We start from the raw sequence: 18017 nt of genomic DNA on the forward strand, positions 1-18017 counted from the left end.
AAGTCGACGGATGTTGCACAAGAAATTGATCGGATTATCGGTCAAGGTTCTTTGAAGTCAGAAATCACTGATTACTTGCCTTATTCTCCTCGTACTAAACGAATTTTAGAACGTGCAAGTACACAAGCGTTAGCATTTGGTAATAAATTGATTGGAACAGAGCATATATTAATTGCAATTTTGGAAAATCAAGATACATTAGCTGCGAGAATTTTGCTGAATTTAAATGTTGATCCTAAAAATGTTAAACGCTCACTTTATCGTAACTTAGAACGCACTAGATTGCTTAATACAAAGCAAAGACAGCAAATACAAGAGCTACGCAAACAAAAATTAAATGCACTTCCAAAGTCACAAACTCCATTATTGGATGAATTGGCAAGTAATTTAAATGAAATGGCACGTGCAGATTTAATTGATCCAGTGATTGGACGTGATAAAGAAATCAAACGCGTGATTCAAATTTTAAGTCGTCGCACCAAAAATAATCCAGTTCTTTTAGGTGAACCTGGTGTTGGTAAAACGGCAATCGCAGAAGGGTTGGCACAACATATTGTGCGTGGCGAAGTTCCTGAAAATTTAGAACAAAAGCGTGTTATGGTTTTGGATATGGGGACGCTTGTAGCTGGCACTAAGTATCGTGGTGAATTTGAGGATAGATTGAAAAAGATTATTGCTGAGGTAATCAAAGATAGCAATGTTATTTTATTCATTGATGAATTACACACGTTAATTGGTGCTGGTGGAGCAGACGGTGCTATCGATGCTTCTAATATTTTAAAACCAGCACTTGCAAGAGGTAAAGTACAAGTAATTGGAGCAACTACCTTAAATGAATATCAAAAGTATGTTGAAAAAGATCCAGCATTAGAACGTCGCTTTGCTAGCATAATGGTGGAAGAACCGAGTGAACAGCAATGTTTAGAAATTTTACAAGGTATTCGTTTTAAATACGAAAAACATCATAATGTAATAATTGAAGATGAGGCATTAAAAGCAGCTGTTCAGTTGGGAAATCGTTATATTACAAATCGCTTTTTACCCGATAAGGCTATTGATTTAATCGATGAAGCTAGTGCGCGAGTACGCATTCAAAAAATGCCTAAAAATCAGGAATTAGTACAAATTAAACAAAAATTATATAGCGTACAGCAAGAGAAAAAAGCAGCTTTTGCAAATGAAGATTTTACGTTAGCAGCTAAGTTACGTAAACAAGAAAAAGATTTGCAAGAAGAAAAAGAACTCTTACAAGTTAAGCAACTTAAAAAGAACAAAAAAACCAAGCAAGCGAAAGTCACATTAAAAGATGTTGCCGAAGTTGTCGGAAATTGGACTGGGATTCCAGTTAGCCAATTATCTAAAAGTGAAGCCCAAAGACTATTAAATTTAGAAAAGGTTTTACATCAACATGTGATTGGCCAAGACGAGGCTATCAAGGCCGTAGCAAAGGCTTTACGGCGTGCACGCAGTGGGTTGAGTGATCCTAACCGCCCAATAGGCTCGTTCATGTTTTTAGGGCCTACAGGTGTAGGTAAGACGGAATTGGCTAAGACGCTGGCAAATGAAATCTTTGGTTCACCTGAAGCGATGATTCGAATTGATATGAGTGAATATATGGAAAAATATAATACGAGTCGTTTGATTGGTGCTCCTCCAGGTTATATTGGTTATGACGAAGGCGGGCAGCTTTCAGAAAAGGTTCGCAATCATCCTTACTCGGTGGTTTTACTTGATGAAATCGAAAAAGCGCATCCTGATGTCTTTAATTTATTATTGCAAGTTTTAGATGATGGATATTTGACTGATTCTAAAGGACGCAAGATTAATTTTAAAAATACGATTATCATCATGACATCTAATTTAGGTGCGACAGCTTTACGTGATGAAAAAACGGTTGGTTTTGGTAAAGGCGATTTATTGGCAGATCAAGCAGCAATGGAAGTTAAAATCAAAGAGGTTTTGAAAAAGACGTTTAGACCAGAATTTTTGAATCGTATCGATGAAACTGTGATTTTCCATACTTTAGACGAAAAGCAATTACAACAAATTGTTAAGTTACTAAGCCAACAATTGGTTGCTAGATTAGCCAAGTTAGATATTAAATTAAAGATAACCAATGCAGCACTTGTGGCAATTGCTAAAGCTGGCTATGATCCAGAATATGGTGCAAGACCGTTACGCCGGGCCTTACAAGAACAGGTTGAAGATAAGTTGAGTGAAGCTTTGTTAGCTGGCGAGATTACCGGGGGGCAAACGGTGACACTTGGAGCTAAACAAGGTAAGATCATTTTAAATAGTAAATAACTTTTGAAAGTCAGTGTATGAAAATACGCTGGCTTTTTTGTAAGTGTAAGGTTGACATTTTTGCTTAATCTTGGTAAAATACTTTCAGTATAAAACTGTGAATTTATAAATCTGTGTGATATATTGTCCACACAGACTGGTAAAGAAGCAAAAATAGTGAATGTTGGTGACTCAACTGAATCTGTTTTTGGTTTTTTTTTGCCAAAAATTCACTGAAAAGTACTAGAAAATTGTTTTGTAACAAAAATGTAATATTTGTTTTTTTCAGTAACTTTCAGACTTCACAGAAAAATTTTTGAGAGGTGAACAACTTGGCAGGACACATAGTAAAATACGGTAAGCACCGTGAACGTAGAAGTTATTCTCGTATCAAAGAAGTTCTTGATCTGCCCAACTTGATTGAAATTCAAACAGACTCTTATAATTGGTTTTTAGATGAAGGTTTAAGAGAAATGTTTGAAGATATCATGCCAATTGAAGACTTTGCAGGCAACTTATCTTTGGAATTTGTTGATTATAAATTACTTGAAGCTAAGTATTCGGTAGATGAAGCACGTGAACATGATGCTAACTATTCAGCACCATTACACGTAACATTACGTTTAATCAATCATGAAACTGGAGAAATCAAGTCGCAAGATGTTTTCTTTGGTGATTTCCCATTAATGACACGTCAAGGTACTTTTATTATCAATGGTGCTGAACGTGTTATTGTTTCCCAGCTTGTTCGTTCACCAGGGGTTTATTTTAACTCTGAATTAGATAAGAACGGACGTGAAAACTACGGTACAACTGTGATTCCAAACCGTGGTGCATGGTTGGAATATGAAACAGATGCTAAAAATATTGCCTATGTACGTATTGATCGGACACGTAAGTTACCATTGACCGAATTGATTCGTGCTTTGGGCTATGGTAGCGATAGTGAAATCATCGAAATGTTAGGTGAAACTGACTGCTTGATGAATACTTTAGAAAAAGATATCTATAAAAACACAGATGACACACGTGTTGAAGAAGCATTAAAAGATATCTATGAACGTCTACGTCCAGGTGAACCAAAGACTGCTGAATCTTCAAGAAGTTTGTTAACAGCACGCTTCTTTGATCCAAAACGTTATGATTTAGCACCAGTTGGCCGCTACAAAATTAACAAGAAACTTGATTTGAAGACACGTTTATTGAATACGCGTGTTGCTGAAACTTTAGCTGATCCAGATACAGGTGAAATTTTAGTTCAAAAAGATGAAGTTATCGATAAGCATGTAATGGAAAAATTAGCACCATACTTGAAACGTGATGACTTCAAGACCGTAACTTTCCATCCAGCAGAAGATGGGGTAGTTACAGAACCGATGACAATTCAAATCATCAAAGTTTACTCTGAAAAAGATCCTGAAAAAGTAATCAACATGATTGGTAACGCTAATGTTGATATTAAATATAAACACATTACTCCAGCCGATATTATTGCATCTATTAACTACTTCTTAAATCTTCAAGAAGGTTTTGGTAGCACAGATGATATCGATCACTTAGGAAATCGTCGTATTCGTTCCGTTGGTGAATTGTTGCAAAACCAATTCCGCATTGGTTTGACAAGAATGGAACGTGTCGTACGCGAAAGAATGTCAATTCAAGATACTATGACGGTGACACCACAACAATTGATTAATATTCGTCCTGTTGTAGCAGCTATTAAAGAATTTTTCGGTAGTTCCCAATTGTCCCAATTCATGGATCAAACCAATCCGTTAGGTGAATTAGGACATAAACGTCGTCTATCAGCCTTAGGGCCAGGTGGTTTAACGCGTGATCGTGCCGGTTACGAAGTTCGTGACGTTCATTACACACACTATGGTCGTATGTGTCCGATTGAAACACCTGAAGGTCCTAACATCGGTTTGATTAATAATTTGGCTTCTTATGCACGCGTTAATAAATATGGTTTTGTTGAAACACCATATCGTCGTGTTTCTTGGGAAACGCACAAAGTTACCGATAAAATTGACTATTTGACGGCTGATGAAGAAGATAATTATGTTGTAGCGCAAGCTAATTCACCATTAAACGAAGACGGCTCATTCGTAGATGAAGTTGTTATGGCACGTCATCGTGATGACAATATCGAAGTTTCAATTGATAAAGTTGACTACATGGACGTGTCACCTAAACAAGTTGTTGCGGTTGCGACAGCATGTATTCCTTTCTTAGAAAACGACGACTCTAACCGTGCTTTGATGGGTGCTAACATGCAACGTCAGGCTGTGCCTTTGATTCAACCACATGCACCACTTGTTGGGACGGGGATTGAATACAAAGCTGCACACGACTCTGGGGTAGCTTTGATTGCAGATCATGATGGAATTGTTGAATATGTGGATGCACGTGAAGTCCGTGTTCGTCGTGAAGATGGTACATTAGATAAGTACAAATTAATGAAATTCCGTCGTTCAAACGGTGGTAAGAACTACAACCAAACACCGATTGTACGTGTTGGTGAAAGAGTTGAAGCAGATAGTGTCTTAGCCGATGGTCCATCCATGGAACAAGGTGAATTAGCCTTAGGTCAAAACCCATTGATTGCATTTATGACTTGGGATGGTTATAACTTCGAAGATGCGATTGCTATTAATGAACGTTTAGTTAAAGAAGATGTCTATACTTCTATTCATATTGAAGAACATGAATCTGAAGCACGTGGTACTAAATTAGGACCTGAAGAAATCACACGTGAAATTCCAAATGTCGGTGAAGATGCATTGAAAGACTTAGATGAATTTGGGATTGTTCGTGTTGGGGCAGAAGTTAAAGACGGTGATATTTTAGTTGGTAAAGTTACTCCTAAAGGTGTAACTGAATTGACAGCAGAAGAACATTTATTACACGCAATCTTTGGTGAAAAAGCACGTGAAGTTCGTGATACATCATTGCGTGTACCACATGGTGGTGGCGGTATTGTTCAAGCTGTTAAGATTTACACACGTGAATCTGGCGATGAATTAGCACCAGGTGTTAACCCAATGGTGCGTGTTTATATCGCACAAAAACGTAAGTTGCAAGTTGGCGATAAGATGGCTGGACGTCATGGTAACAAGGGGACTGTTTCTGTTGTTATTCCAGAAGAAGATATGCCATTTATGCCAGATGGTACACCAATCGATATTATGCTTTCACCAATGGGTGTGCCTTCCCGTATGAACATTGGACAAGTTTTAGACTTGCATTTAGGGATGGCGGCACGCAAATTAGGTATCCATGTTGCATCGCCAGTTTTCGATGGTGCACGTGATGAAGATATCTGGGGTGCACTAAAAGAAGCTGGTTTACCAAGTGATGGTAAGACTGTGCTTTATGATGGTCGTACCGGTGAAGCCTTTGATAATCGTGTAGCTGTTGGTGTGATGTATTACATGAAACTCGCTCACATGGTTGATGATAAGATTCATGCTCGTTCAATTGGACCTTACTCCTTAGTTACTCAACAACCACTTGGTGGTAAGGCACAATTTGGGGGCCAACGTTTCGGGGAAATGGAAGTTTGGGCCTTGGAAGCTTATGGTGCTGCTTATACATTGCAAGAAATCTTAACCTACAAGTCAGATGATGTTGTTGGACGTGTTAAGACTTATGAAGCAATTGTTAAGGGTGAACCAATTCCAAAACCAGGCGTACCAGAATCCTTCCGTGTGTTAGTCAAAGAATTACAAGCTTTAGGCTTAGATATGAAAGTTCTCGACAATGCTCATCAAGAAATCGAATTACGCGATATGGATGATGATGACGATGATACTAAAACTGTAAAAGATGTTGTTAAACAAGTCCAAGAAAGCCTAGAAGAAGCTAAAAAGACTACTACAACCGAAGAAACAACTGTAGAATAAGAAGAATTTAGAAACTAACGTCAAGAAATCTTATAAAGGAGGTCGGTCCTTTGATCGATGTCAATAAATTCGATAGTATGCAAATCGGTTTGGCTTCACCAGATAAGATAAGAAGTTGGTCTTATGGAGAAGTTAAAAAACCAGAAACTATTAACTATCGTACATTGAAACCAGAAAAAGACGGTTTGTTTGATGAACGCATTTTTGGTCCAACTAAAGATTGGGAATGTGCCTGTGGTAAATATAAACGTATTCGTTATAAAGGAATCGTTTGTGATCGCTGTGGGGTTGAAGTGACTCGTGCTAAAGTTCGCCGTGAACGTATGGGACATATCGAATTAGCAGCACCTGTAACTCATATTTGGTATTTCAAAGGAATTCCAAGTCGAATGGGCCTAGTATTAGACATGAGTCCACGTGCCTTAGAAGAAATCATTTACTTTGCTTCATACGTTGTTACTGATCCAGGTGATACACCACTTGAAAAGAAACAATTGATGACAGAAGCTGAATATCGTGACAAGCGTGCAGAATATGGACAAGGCTTCAAAGCTAGCATGGGTGCTGAAGCCATTAGAACTTTATTGCAAGATATTGATCTTGAAAAAGAATGTGCTGAATTAAAAGAAGAATTAAAGGAAGCAACTGGTCAAAAAAGAACTAAAGCAGTTCGCCGTTTAGACATGTTAGAAGCCTTTTTATCTTCTGGTAATGATCCAGCATGGATGGTAATGGAAACAATTCCTGTTATTCCACCAGATTTACGTCCAATGGTTCAATTAGAAGGTGGACGTTTTGCAACTTCTGACTTGAATGATTTGTATCGCCGTGTTATCAACCGTAACAATCGTTTACAACGTTTGTTAGAATTACATGCACCAGGTATCATCGTTCAAAACGAAAAGCGGATGTTGCAAGAAGCTGTTGATGCATTAATTGATAATGGACGTCGTGGTCGTCCGGTTACAGGACCGGGTAACCGTCCACTTAAGTCTTTATCACATATGCTTAAAGGTAAGCAAGGACGCTTCCGTCAAAACTTGTTAGGTAAGCGTGTTGACTATTCTGGTCGTTCGGTTATCGACGTTGGTCCTAAGCTTAAACTTAACCAAATGGGTATTCCACATGAAATGGCACTTGAATTGTTCAAACCATTTATGATGAAAGAATTAGTTTCGCGTGAAATGGCATCAAACATCAAGAATGCTAAACGCAAGATTGATCGTCGTGATGAAGATATTTGGGATGTTTTAGAAGATGTTATCAAAGAACACCCAGTATTATTAAACCGCGCCCCTACGTTACACCGTTTAGGGATTCAAGCATTTGAACCTAAACTAGTTAATGGTAAGGCTATGCGCTTGCATCCATTAGCATGTGAAGCTTATAACGCCGACTTTGACGGGGATCAAATGGCTATTCACGTTCCTTTGTCAGCTGAAGCTCAAGCAGAAGCACGTTTATTGATGTTAGCAGCGCACCATATCTTAGCACCAAAAGATGGTAAGCCAATTATCTCACCATCACAAGATATGACGATTGGTAATTACTATATTACTTTAGAAGAAGACGGACGCGAAGGCGAAGGTATGATCTTCAAAGACGTCAACGAAGTTCGAACAGCTTATCAAAATAACTATGTTCATTTGCATACACGTATTGGTTTACAAGCATCTTCATTGGCTGCTAAGGGAACACCATTTACTGATTGGCAAAAAGAACGTATCTTGGTAACGACTGCTGGTAAGGCAATCTTTAATGAAATCTTGCCACCAGATTTCCCATATTTAAATGAACCTACCCAAGAAAACTTGCAAGTCAAGACACCTGATAAATACTTCTTAGAACCAGGACAAGATATTCATGAATTCTTGGCAAATCAACCATTAGTTGGTCCATTTAAGTCAGGATTCTTATCCGATATCATTGCTCAAGTTTATAAAGACTACAAGGTGACTGAAACTGCTGAGTTATTGGATAGAATGAAAGATTTAGGTTACTATGAATCAACTAAGTCAGGTTTGACGGTGGGGATTGTCGATGTGACTGACTTGGAAGAAAAACCAGCCATCATCGAACAAGCGCATAAAGATGTTGCAACGGTTGCTAAGCAATTTAGACGTGGGTTAATCACAGAAGATGAACGTTATAACCGTGTAATTGCTATTTGGAATAAGGCTAAAGACGATATCCAAGGCAAATTGATTGAAAAGATGGATCCATCAAACCCAATTCAAATGATGAGTGATTCGGGTGCACGTGGGAACATCTCTAACTTTACACAGTTAGCCGGTATGCGTGGTTTGATGGCTGCGCCTAACGGTAAGACGATGGAATTACCAGTTATCTCAAACTTCCGTGAAGGTTTGTCTGTGATGGAAATGTTTATTTCCTCACACGGTGCTCGTAAAGGGATGACCGATACGGCCTTGAAGACAGCTAACTCTGGTTACTTGACTCGTCGTTTGGTTGACGTTGCACAAGATGTAATCATTCGTGAAGTTGATTGTGGAACCGATCGTGGTTTAGATGTAACTGCAATTCGTGAAGGCAATGAAATGATTGAACCATTGTATGATCGTATTTTAGGACGTTATACGATGAAATCAGTTGTTGATCCAAACACTGGTGAAGTAATCGTACCTGCAAATACTTTGATGGATGAAGAAATGGCTCAAAAAGTAATCGATGCAGGCGTTGAAATGGTAACCATTAGAACAGCATTTACATGTAATACACGTCATGGTGTTTGTGAACGTTGTTATGGTCGAAACCTTGCAACTGGTGATGATGTTGAAGTCGGTGAAGCAGTCGGAACCGTGGCTGCTCAATCTATCGGTGAACCTGGTACTCAATTGACGATGCGTACCTTCCATACCGGTGGGGTTGCTGGTGGAGATATCACGCAAGGTCTTCCTCGTGTGCAAGAGTTATTTGAAGCACGTAATCCAAAAGGTCATGCAGATATCAGTGAAGTAACTGGGACTGTTGTTTCGGTAGAAGAAAACTCAGCTGAACGAGTTAAACGTATCAAGATCCAAGGTGAAATCGAAGAAAAGACTTACGATTTACCATTTACAGCTGTGTTGAAGGTTAAAGAAGGCGATCAAATTCATCGTGGTGAAGCCTTGACAGTTGGTTCAATCGATCCAAAAGAATTAATTAAGGTACGTGATGTACTTTCAACAGAAACTTATATTTTGGCTGAAGTTCAAAAAGTTTATCGTATGCAAGGGGTAGATATCTCTGATAAGCATATTGAAATTATGACACGTCAAATGTTACAAAAAGTGCGGATCATGGATCCAGGTGATACTTCGATGTTGCCAGGTACATTGATGGATATTAGCGAATTTACAGATCGCAACAAAGATACCTTAATTAGTGGTGGTATTCCTGCGACAGCACGTCCTGTTTTACTTGGAATCACCAAGGCTGCTTTGGAAACAAACAGTTTCTTATCAGCTGCTTCCTTCCAAGAAACAACACGTGTCTTAACTGATGCTGCTATTCGTGGTAAGAATGATCCATTAGTTGGCTTGAAGGAAAATGTTATTATCGGTAAGATTATTCCAGCCGGTACTGGTATGAAGAAATATCGTGATATTGTACCAGAAACAATTGGACATTCCGCTAATAGTGTTCGTTCAACTGAAGATGTAGCTAAAGATTTTGATCCAAACACTAAATATACAGTAGAAGATAAATAACACAAAAAAGCCTAGGTTTTAACCTAGGCTTTTTTGTGTTAACTAAAACGTAAGTAAAACAAAAGCAATAATAAGGCGCTACTTAAAAATGGAATAAAAGCAATTTGGTGTTTGTGTTGCCAAAAGCAATAGCACACGGCTAAAATACAAGCTAATAATAACAAGTAAATAGTATAAAAAAAGCCAAGTAAGCAAGCGATAATTAAGATAAAAAAGACATCTGCACTTCCAAGTTTGCCTAAGTAACTCAAAGAGCCTAATAAAACAATTAAGATTAATAGTAAGGACCATTGCGTCTGTAAGCTAAAATAACAATATTTGATACCACAAAGCAAAATAAAGCAGCCACCAAAATACAATAGCTCACTAGCAACGGTTTGAGTATAGTAATCTTGCAAACTCAAACACAAGCACCAAAAAAATAAAGCTAATAATAAAGGCCAATGAATGTAAGCTAGTTGATTTCCTAAAAACGCAAGTGTTAGTCCGCAAAATAATTCCCAAAAAGTGCTTAGCTTAGAAATTTTAGCGTGACAAAAATGACAATGTCCCCTCTGTAATAAATAACCTAGTATCGGAATGAGTTGCCAAAAGGTTAAACGATGATGACAATTATCACAATAAGAAGGGGGATTTAAAATAGAAGTATTGGTAGCATAGCGCTTAGCAAAACAACAAGCAAACGAAGCAAGACAGCTACCATATAAGAATAAAAAACAACTTTTGATCAACATAAAATCACCTCTAGACATAAGTACGAAAAAAATGAAATAATTTTTGAAAAGTGTTTGACATTTAAGGTTAAAACATGTTACTCTGTTTAAGGTGCTTTATGTGAACAGTTCTCTTGAAAAATTCAAGATCGTGCTGGCTGTGAGCAGGTTAGCACACGTAAAACGTACATTGGGACGTTATTTTTTTAAACGAAAAAATGAAACTCCTGGATGTGTGTACTTAAAAACATTATGAAATAAGGAAGGAGGAAGCTTTAGATGCCTACAATTAACCAATTAGTTCGTAAAGGTCGTAAATCTAAAGGTTCAAAATCTAATTCCCCAGCTTTAAACTTTGGGTATAACAGTTACAAGAAAGTTCAAACAAACAACGCTGCACCTCAAAAACGTGGGGTTGCTACTCGTGTTGGTACAATGACACCTAAGAAACCTAACTCCGCTTTGCGTAAGTATGCTCGTGTTCGTTTGTCCAACTTGATCGAAGTTACAGCTTACATTCCTGGTATCGGTCATAACTTACAAGAACATAGCGTTGTTCTTATCCGTGGTGGTCGTGTAAAAGACTTACCTGGGGTTCGTTACCATATCATTCGTGGTGCTTTGGATACAGCCGGTGTTGATGGTCGTTTACAAAGTCGTTCCAAGTATGGTGCTAAGAAGCCTAAGAAATAATTAGACAAAAATAACACTAAATAAATGAGAAAGTAACAAGTATTTGAGGAGGTCATTTTAGATGCCAAGAAAAGGTGCCGTTGCAAAACGTGAAGTACTTCCAGATCCAATTTATAACTCAAAATTGGTTACTCGCTTAATCAACCGTTTAATGTTAGATGGTAAGCGTGGGACAGCTTCAAAAATTTTATACGATGCATTTGATATTATTAAGGAAAAAACAGGTAATGATCCATTAGAAGTGTTTGAAGAAGCAATGAAAAACATCATGCCTGTACTTGAAGTTAAGGCTCGCCGTGTTGGTGGTTCTAACTACCAAGTGCCTATCGAAGTTCGTCCAGAACGTCGTACAACATTAGGTTTACGTTGGTTAGTTAACTACTCACGTTTACGTGGTGAACACACAATGTCCGAACGTTTAGCTAAAGAAATCATGGATGCAGCTAACAATACAGGGGCATCTGTGAAGAAACGTGAAGATACACACAAGATGGCTGACGCCAACCGTGCATTTGCACATTATCGTTGGTAATTTGTTAAAAGATGGCTGTTATATGGTTGCAATAATCCTATAATGGTCATTTTTTTGAATAAAGCCAAAAGAAAAGGTGCTATTTTTTAGCGCAACTCTGTAATATAATAAAAGTGAACGGTTTATAACCGGGTCGCTTATCAATATAGGTATTTAAAATTGGAAGGAGAGAAATTCTCAATGGCAAACAAACGTGAATTCCCATTGGAAAAAACACGTAACATCGGGATCGTAGCTCATATCGATGCTGGTAAGACAACTACAACCGAACGTATCTTGTATTATACAGGTAAGATCCACAAGATTGGTGAAACACATGATGGTGCTTCCCAAATGGACTGGATGGAACAAGAACAAGAACGTGGTATCACAATCACATCTGCTGCTACAACAGCTCAATGGAAAGAAAACCGAATCAACATCATTGATACCCCAGGACACGTTGACTTTACAATCGAAGTTGAACGTTCATTACGTGTTCTTGACGGTGCGGTAGTTGTTTTGGATGCGCAATCCGGTGTTGAACCACAAACAGAAAACGTATGGCGTCAAGCTACAACATACGGTGTTCCACGTATCGTTTTTGTTAACAAGATGGATAAGATGGGTGCTAACTTTGATTATTCATGTGACACAATCAAGGATCGTCTTCAAGCAAATGCTGTGGCAGTTCAAATGCCTATCGGTTCTGAAGAAGACTTTGAAGGTGTTATTGACTTGATTGAAATGAAAGCCGATCTTTATGATGCCGATGAATTAGGAACAGAATGGGAAACTGTTGAAATTCCTGAAGAATACAAGGAAGAAGCAGAATCTCGTCGTGAAGCATTGATCGAAGCAGTTGCTGACGTTGATGAAGAAATCATGGAAAAATACTTGGGTGGCGAAGAAATCTCTAAAGAAGATTTGAAAGCAGCTATCCGTCGTGCAACTTTGAACCTTGATATGTTCCCTGTTTTTGCAGGTTCTGCTTTCAAGAACAAAGGTGTGCAAATGATGCTTGATGGGGTTAACGATTACTTACCATCTCCATTAGATGTTAAGCCATACGTTGCTACAAACCCTGACACAGATGAAGAAATCGATTTGATTGCTGATGATGAAAAACCATTTGCTGGTTTAGCATTTAAGATTGCAACAGACCCATTTGTTGGTCGTTTAACATTCTTCCGTGTTTACACAGGTACTTTAGAAGCTGGTTCATATGTCTTGAACGCAACTAAAGGCAAGCGTGAACGTGTAGGTCGTTTATTGCAAATGCACTCTAACCATCGTAACGAAATTCCTGAAGTATTCTCTGGGGATATCGCTGCTGCTATCGGTTTGAAAGATACAACAACAGGTGACTCTTTAACAGATCCTAAGAACCCATTGATTCTTGAATCTATGGAATTCCCAGAACCAGTTATCCAAGTTTCTGTTGAACCAAAATCTAAAGCAGACCGTGACAAGATGGATGTTGCTTTACAAAAACTTGCTGAAGAAGATCCATCATTCCGCGCTGAAACAAACCCTGAAACTGGTGAAACATTGATCGCTGGTATGGGTGAGTTGCACTTAGATATCATGGTTGATCGTATGAAACGTGAATTCAAGGTTGAAGCTAATGTTGGTGCACCTCAAGTTGCTTACCGTGAAACATTTACACAACAAGTTTCCGCTCAAGGTAAATTTGTTCGCCAATCTGGTGGTAAAGGTCAATACGGTGATGTTTGGATTGAATTTACACCAAACGAAGAAGGTAAAGGCTTCGAATTTGAAGATGCAATCGTTGGTGGTGTTGTTCCTCGTGAATACATCCCATCAGTTGAACAAGGTTTGAAAGAAGCTATGCAAAACGGTGTCTTAGCTGGTTATCCATTAATCGATGTTAAGGCTAAGTTATATGATGGTAGCTACCATGATGTCGATTCTAGTGAAGCTGCCTTCAAGGTTGCTGCTTCCTTAGCATTACGTAACGCAGCTCCTAAGGCTGGTGCCGTAATCTTAGAACCAGTGATGAAAGTTGAAATCATCGCTCCAGAAGATAACTTGGGTGATGTTATGGGTCATGTAACTGCTCGTCGTGGTCGTGTTGAAGGTATGGAAGCCCGTGGTAATACACAAGTTGTTAATGCATTTGTACCATTATCAGAAATGTTTGGTTATGCAACAACATTACGTTCTTCTACACAAGGTCGTGGTACTTTCACAATGACAATGGATCATTACGAAGCTGTGCCTAAGTCAATCCAAGAAGAAATCATCAAGAAAAATGGTGGCAACGCCTAATTTTTGAGATAAATTAAAACTATTAAAGTCCTCTTTGCTGGAATTTCTAGTAAAGAGGACTTTTTGTTTAGAAATTAGCCGGTAAGGTGTTAGGCTAAAAAAGTTTGGGAAATCGGCTTATTACTAATTTTTGCTATAGCTTTGAGATAACTAAAAAGCGTTGGCACTTGACCAACGCTTTTTAATTAGATAAATTCTTTGCTTAAGGTAATAAATTCTTCGATGTCTTTGACAATCATATCAATACCGGCTTGCCAGAAATCGGGTTTGGTTAAATCGACATTTAGATGTTTTTTAGCTAAATCTTCAGTGTTCATGCTAGCCGTGTCGCGTAACAAGGCGATGTATTGGTCTTCAAATGAAGTTTCGCTTTGTAAGGCTTTAGCATAAATTCCCAAACTAAAGAGATAACCAAAAGTATATGGGAAGTTATAAAAGGCAACGTCATCAATGTAAAAATGTAACTTAGCAGCCCAAAATAGTGGATGATAGTTGGCTAAGCTGTTAGCATAGGCTTGCTTTTGAGCTGATACCATCATTTCATTTAATTCATCGGCAGAAACAAGGCCTTGTTGACGAGCTTGATAGAAGTTGTTTTCAAAAATGTAGCGTGCATGGATGTTCATAAACATTGCAATAGCATTTTGAATTTTAACGTCTAATAAATTGAGCTTTTCAGCCGGACTAGTTGCTTGTTTTAAGGTGGCATCGGCAACAATCAATTCAGCAAAAGTACTTGCTGTTTCAGCAACATTCATTGCATATTGTTGATTGAGATGCGGTAAATCCCACATCACGCTACTGTGAAAGGCATGACCTAATTCGTGTGCTAGGGTTGCAACTTCATTGACGGATTCGCCATAAGTCATGAAGATACGCGATTCTTTTGTTTCAGGTAAGCCAGCACAATATCCACCAGGGCGCTTGCCAGGGCGATCTTCGGCTTCGATCCAAGCTTTTTCAAAGGCTTCTTTTGCAAAAGAGGCCATCTTAGGACTAAATTTAGCGAAATTTTCAATGATAAAGTCAGCGGCTTGATCAAAACTATAGCGTCTAGTTGTAAAATCACCAACTGTCACAGGCGCATCTTGGTCTTGCCAGCACATTTGTTCCTTGCCTAGAAGTTTAGCCTTGCAATTTAAGAAGTCTACGAAAGGTTGCTTGTTTTGTGCAATTGTTGCCCACATTTGATCTAAAGTTGCTTGACTTAAGCGGTTATACTCACGGGCCTTTTGTAAATGATCCGAGACATTGTGAAGTTTGTAGTCGGATAGTCTAAATCCATCGATATGATTAAGAGTATCGGCAAATAACGGAGCATAGTTTTGCCAAGCGGCTTCCCATTTGTTGAAAAGTTCTTGACGTAAGGCTGAATCATCAGAACTCATCATCAAGTTAAAGGCTTGCCCAGCTGATAATTGGGTTTCTTGACCATCAAGTACAGTAGTAATCTTGATTTGGGCCACGATGGTATCATAATGTTGACTCCAAGCTTTTAGGCCATCTAGACTCAAGGTATTGATGATATTTTCTTGTTCACTTGGCAATAAATCAGCACCATCTTTGCGGATTTCGTTTAAGCGAAAGGCGATTTGACTTAGTGCACCAGAAGTTAAAGTTTCCCATGTATCTGCTTGAATTTGACCTAGTTTGGTAGCTAAAATGTTGGCTGCTAATTGATAAGCGGGTAATTTAGCAGCCAAAGTACCGGTTAATTGTTTGGCTTTTTGATCTGCGGTGTTAGCAGAATTTAAAGCTTCGATAAAGGTACCACATTGTTCAAGTCCGCCACTGATTTGTTCATCTAAAGAGATGATTTCTTGTAAGGCGTTAACATCTGCCAAAGCGGCATCAAAAGCATTGACTGCCGTAGTAAAAGTAGCAATTTGTTCATCCAACAATTCTAAGCGTTCTTGTAGCTTAGTTGAGGCACTGCCACCAGGGAAAATAGTATCTAGATTCCAAACTAAAGAATAACTCATAAAAAAACTCTCCTTATTATATAGACTAAATGCTCTGGGCTCCTAAAGCATTTTGGAAGTGTCTAAGCGCCCATTGATGACCATCTGGGTCAAAGCTAGCAATTCCATCTTTTGGAATTACTAGTTGATAGTTTAAGTTATACGCGCTAATTGCGGTATGTAAAACGCAAATATCACTGCATACTCCAGTCAAACAAAGTTCGTTGACCTGGCGTTCACGCAAAAAGTTATCCAGGTTAGTATTTTGAAAACTTGAATAACGGTTCTTATCAAAATAGTAGACTTGTGGACTATCTTGGTGTTGCGCAAACCACGTGCCGATTTTACCGTAAAGTTGTTGTCCTTTAGAACCTTGGAGATTATGTGGGGCAAATAACTTTGTTTCGGGATGATAAGGATCATTAGCTTGATGACAATCGGTCGGAAAGATGACATAATCGCCATTAGCAAAGTATTCTTCAATTAAACTTAAAATTTTATCTTCAATTTCTAATCCGGGCTGACCACAAGATAAAGCCCCATCTAATGCGATAAAATCGTTAGTATAATCGATAACCAATAATGCTTTTTTCATAATAAATTAAAAACTCCTTAGATTTCACTTGGTTTATAGTAATAATAGAATATAAAGTCTGGTAGGTAAAGAGAATTTTCTGAAAAAAAGTTAGAAAATCTTATTGGCATATAATTCAAGATTCAAGAAGCTTAATATAACGCTCTTTTTTTGAAAAAAAACTAAAAAAGTTCTTGCATCTAAAATCAGTTTGCGGTATTATGGATAAGTACCTGTGCAAGGGACAGGTGCATGATTTAGTTGTTTAACTTATTAATAAGCTATGATGTGGAAGGTTGCGACACACCCGGATGCTTTGCCACGAGCGTATCGGTAATTTCCACGGAGCTAGTCTTATTTTTAAAATAGACGAAGGAGGTAACAAGATGGCAAAACAAAAAATTCGTATCCGTCTTAAAGCATACGAACATCGCATTTTAGATCAATCCGCAGACAAGATTGTGGAAACAGCAAAGAGAACAGGTGCTCAAATTTCTGGTCCAATTCCTTTGCCAACAGAACGTACTTTATATACAGTTATCCGTTCACCACATAAGGACAAGGATTCTCGTGAACAATTTGAAATGCGCACACACAAGCGTTTGATTGATATCGTAAATCCAACACCTAAGACAGTTGATGCTTTGATGAAGCTTGACTTACCATCTGGTGTAGATATCGAAATCAAATTATAATATTAAACTAAAAAATAAAATTAATTGGAGGTGTACTCATGACCACTAAAGGAATCTTAGGAAAAAAAGTAGGGATGACTCAAGTCTTCACTGAAAACGGGGAATTAGTTCCTGTAACAGTTGTTGAAGTTGGTACTAACGTTGTTTTACAAGTTAAAACTGTGGAAAACGACGGCTACGAAGCTGTTCAATTAGGTTTCGACGACCAACGTGCAGTCAAAGCTAACAAACCTGCTAAAGGTCATGCAGCAAAAGCAAATACTGCTCCTAAGCGCTTCGTTCGTGAAATCCGCGATGTTGAGCTTGGAGAATACAAAGTCGGTGACGAAATCAAGGCTGATATTTTCGAAGCTGGCGACAACGTAGACGTAACAGGTACGTCTAAAGGACATGGTTTCCAAGGCAATATCAAACGTTGGGGACAAAGTCGTGGACCAATGGCTCACGGTTCTCGTTACCATCGTCGACCTGGTTCAATGGGTTCAATCATTAACCGCGTCTTTGCTGGAAAAGTGTTACCTGGACGTATGGGTGGCAATCGAGTAACGATCCAAAACTTGGAAATCGTTAAAGCTGATACAGAAAATGGCGTACTTTTGATCAAGGGTAACGTACCTGGCGCAAACAAGTCATTCGTTACAATCAAGAGTACAGTAAAATAATAGAGGAAGGGAGGAAAT

11 protein-coding genes (1 of these 11 only partly in view) are annotated in these 18017 nt (G+C 38.4%); 8 read left to right on the forward strand and 3 right to left on the reverse strand.

Going from position 1 to position 18017, the window contains the following annotated elements:
• From QM017_RS01470 to rpoC, 3 genes are all read left to right on the forward strand, one after another.
• A protein-coding gene (locus QM017_RS01470; protein WP_282708637.1) for an ATP-dependent Clp protease ATP-binding subunit crosses the window boundary here: on the forward strand, positions 1-2304 show its 3' portion. 162 nt of this gene lie to the left of the window's left edge; 2304 of the gene's 2466 nt are visible here — the last part of the coding sequence; the start codon falls outside the window, past its left edge; the stop codon is at positions 2302-2304.
• Between the two features lie 302 nt (positions 2305-2606).
• Positions 2607-6188, forward strand: coding sequence for a DNA-directed RNA polymerase subunit beta (locus QM017_RS01475; RefSeq protein ID WP_282708638.1), 3582 nt, complete (start codon positions 2607-2609; stop codon positions 6186-6188).
• A gap of 50 nt (positions 6189-6238) precedes the next feature.
• Positions 6239-9898: a DNA-directed RNA polymerase subunit beta' gene (gene rpoC / locus QM017_RS01480; RefSeq protein WP_178197443.1), complete on the forward strand. Its 3660-nt coding sequence runs from the start codon at positions 6239-6241 to the stop codon at positions 9896-9898.
• A 38-nt stretch (positions 9899-9936) separates the two neighbouring features.
• Here the strand turns inward: rpoC and QM017_RS01485 are convergent, their stop codons facing one another.
• Positions 9937-10632, reverse strand: a complete 696-nt coding sequence (locus QM017_RS01485; protein ID WP_178197445.1) for an A24 family peptidase — start codon at positions 10630-10632, stop codon at positions 9937-9939.
• Positions 10633-10890: 258 nt separating this feature from the next.
• Here QM017_RS01485 and rpsL point away from each other — a divergent pair, with 258 nt between their 5' ends.
• The 3 genes from rpsL (at position 10891) to fusA (ending at position 14107) form a co-directional block, all read left to right on the forward strand.
• Positions 10891-11304: a 30S ribosomal protein S12 gene (rpsL, locus tag QM017_RS01490; protein WP_178197447.1), complete on the forward strand. Its 414-nt coding sequence runs from the start codon at positions 10891-10893 to the stop codon at positions 11302-11304.
• A gap of 61 nt (positions 11305-11365) precedes the next feature.
• Positions 11366-11836, forward strand: coding sequence for a 30S ribosomal protein S7 (gene rpsG / locus QM017_RS01495; RefSeq protein WP_178197449.1), 471 nt, complete (start codon positions 11366-11368; stop codon positions 11834-11836).
• 180 nt (positions 11837-12016) lie between these two features.
• On the forward strand, positions 12017-14107 hold the full coding sequence (gene fusA / locus QM017_RS01500; RefSeq protein WP_178197451.1) for an elongation factor G: 2091 nt from the start codon (positions 12017-12019) through the stop codon (positions 14105-14107).
• A 185-nt stretch (positions 14108-14292) separates the two neighbouring features.
• Here the strand turns inward: fusA and QM017_RS01505 are convergent, their stop codons facing one another.
• A complete protein-coding gene (locus QM017_RS01505) occupies positions 14293-16089 on the reverse strand; it encodes a M3 family oligoendopeptidase (protein ID WP_282708639.1) in 1797 nt (598 codons plus the stop codon).
• Positions 16090-16114: 25 nt separating this feature from the next.
• Positions 16115-16663 carry a cysteine hydrolase family protein gene (locus QM017_RS01510; protein ID WP_178197455.1) on the reverse strand — a complete coding sequence of 183 codons (549 nt, stop codon included), beginning with the start codon at positions 16661-16663 and terminating at the stop codon, positions 16115-16117.
• A 365-nt stretch (positions 16664-17028) separates the two neighbouring features.
• On the opposite strand from QM017_RS01510, the gene rpsJ reads away from it, so the two are divergent.
• Both rpsJ and rplC read left to right on the forward strand, forming a co-directional pair.
• Positions 17029-17337, forward strand: a complete 309-nt coding sequence (rpsJ, locus tag QM017_RS01515) for a 30S ribosomal protein S10 (protein ID WP_282708640.1) — start codon at positions 17029-17031, stop codon at positions 17335-17337.
• A gap of 38 nt (positions 17338-17375) precedes the next feature.
• The gene (gene rplC, locus QM017_RS01520) at positions 17376-17999 is read left to right on the forward strand and encodes a 50S ribosomal protein L3 (protein ID WP_178197459.1); all 624 of its coding nucleotides are present in this window, start codon (positions 17376-17378) and stop codon (positions 17997-17999) included.
• Positions 18000-18017 lie beyond the last annotated feature (18 nt).

Source organism: Ligilactobacillus sp. Marseille-Q7487 (genome assembly GCF_949152225.1).
Classification (GTDB): Bacteria; Bacillota; Bacilli; order Lactobacillales; family Lactobacillaceae; genus Ligilactobacillus.

Coding starts and splice junctions, on each gene's coding strand:
- rpsL (WP_178197447.1), top strand. CDS start 10,891: ATGCCTACAATTAACCAATTAGTTCGTAAAGGTCGTAAATCTAAAGGT.
- QM017_RS01505 (WP_282708639.1), bottom strand. CDS start 16,089: ATGAGTTATTCTTTAGTTTGGAATCTAGATACTATTTTCCCTGGTGGC.
- rplC (WP_178197459.1), top strand. CDS start 17,376: ATGACCACTAAAGGAATCTTAGGAAAAAAAGTAGGGATGACTCAAGTC.
- rpsG (WP_178197449.1), top strand. CDS start 11,366: ATGCCAAGAAAAGGTGCCGTTGCAAAACGTGAAGTACTTCCAGATCCA.
- rpsJ (WP_282708640.1), top strand. CDS start 17,029: ATGGCAAAACAAAAAATTCGTATCCGTCTTAAAGCATACGAACATCGC.
- QM017_RS01485 (WP_178197445.1), bottom strand. CDS start 10,632: ATGTTGATCAAAAGTTGTTTTTTATTCTTATATGGTAGCTGTCTTGCT.
- fusA (WP_178197451.1), top strand. CDS start 12,017: ATGGCAAACAAACGTGAATTCCCATTGGAAAAAACACGTAACATCGGG.
- QM017_RS01510 (WP_178197455.1), bottom strand. CDS start 16,663: ATGAAAAAAGCATTATTGGTTATCGATTATACTAACGATTTTATCGCA.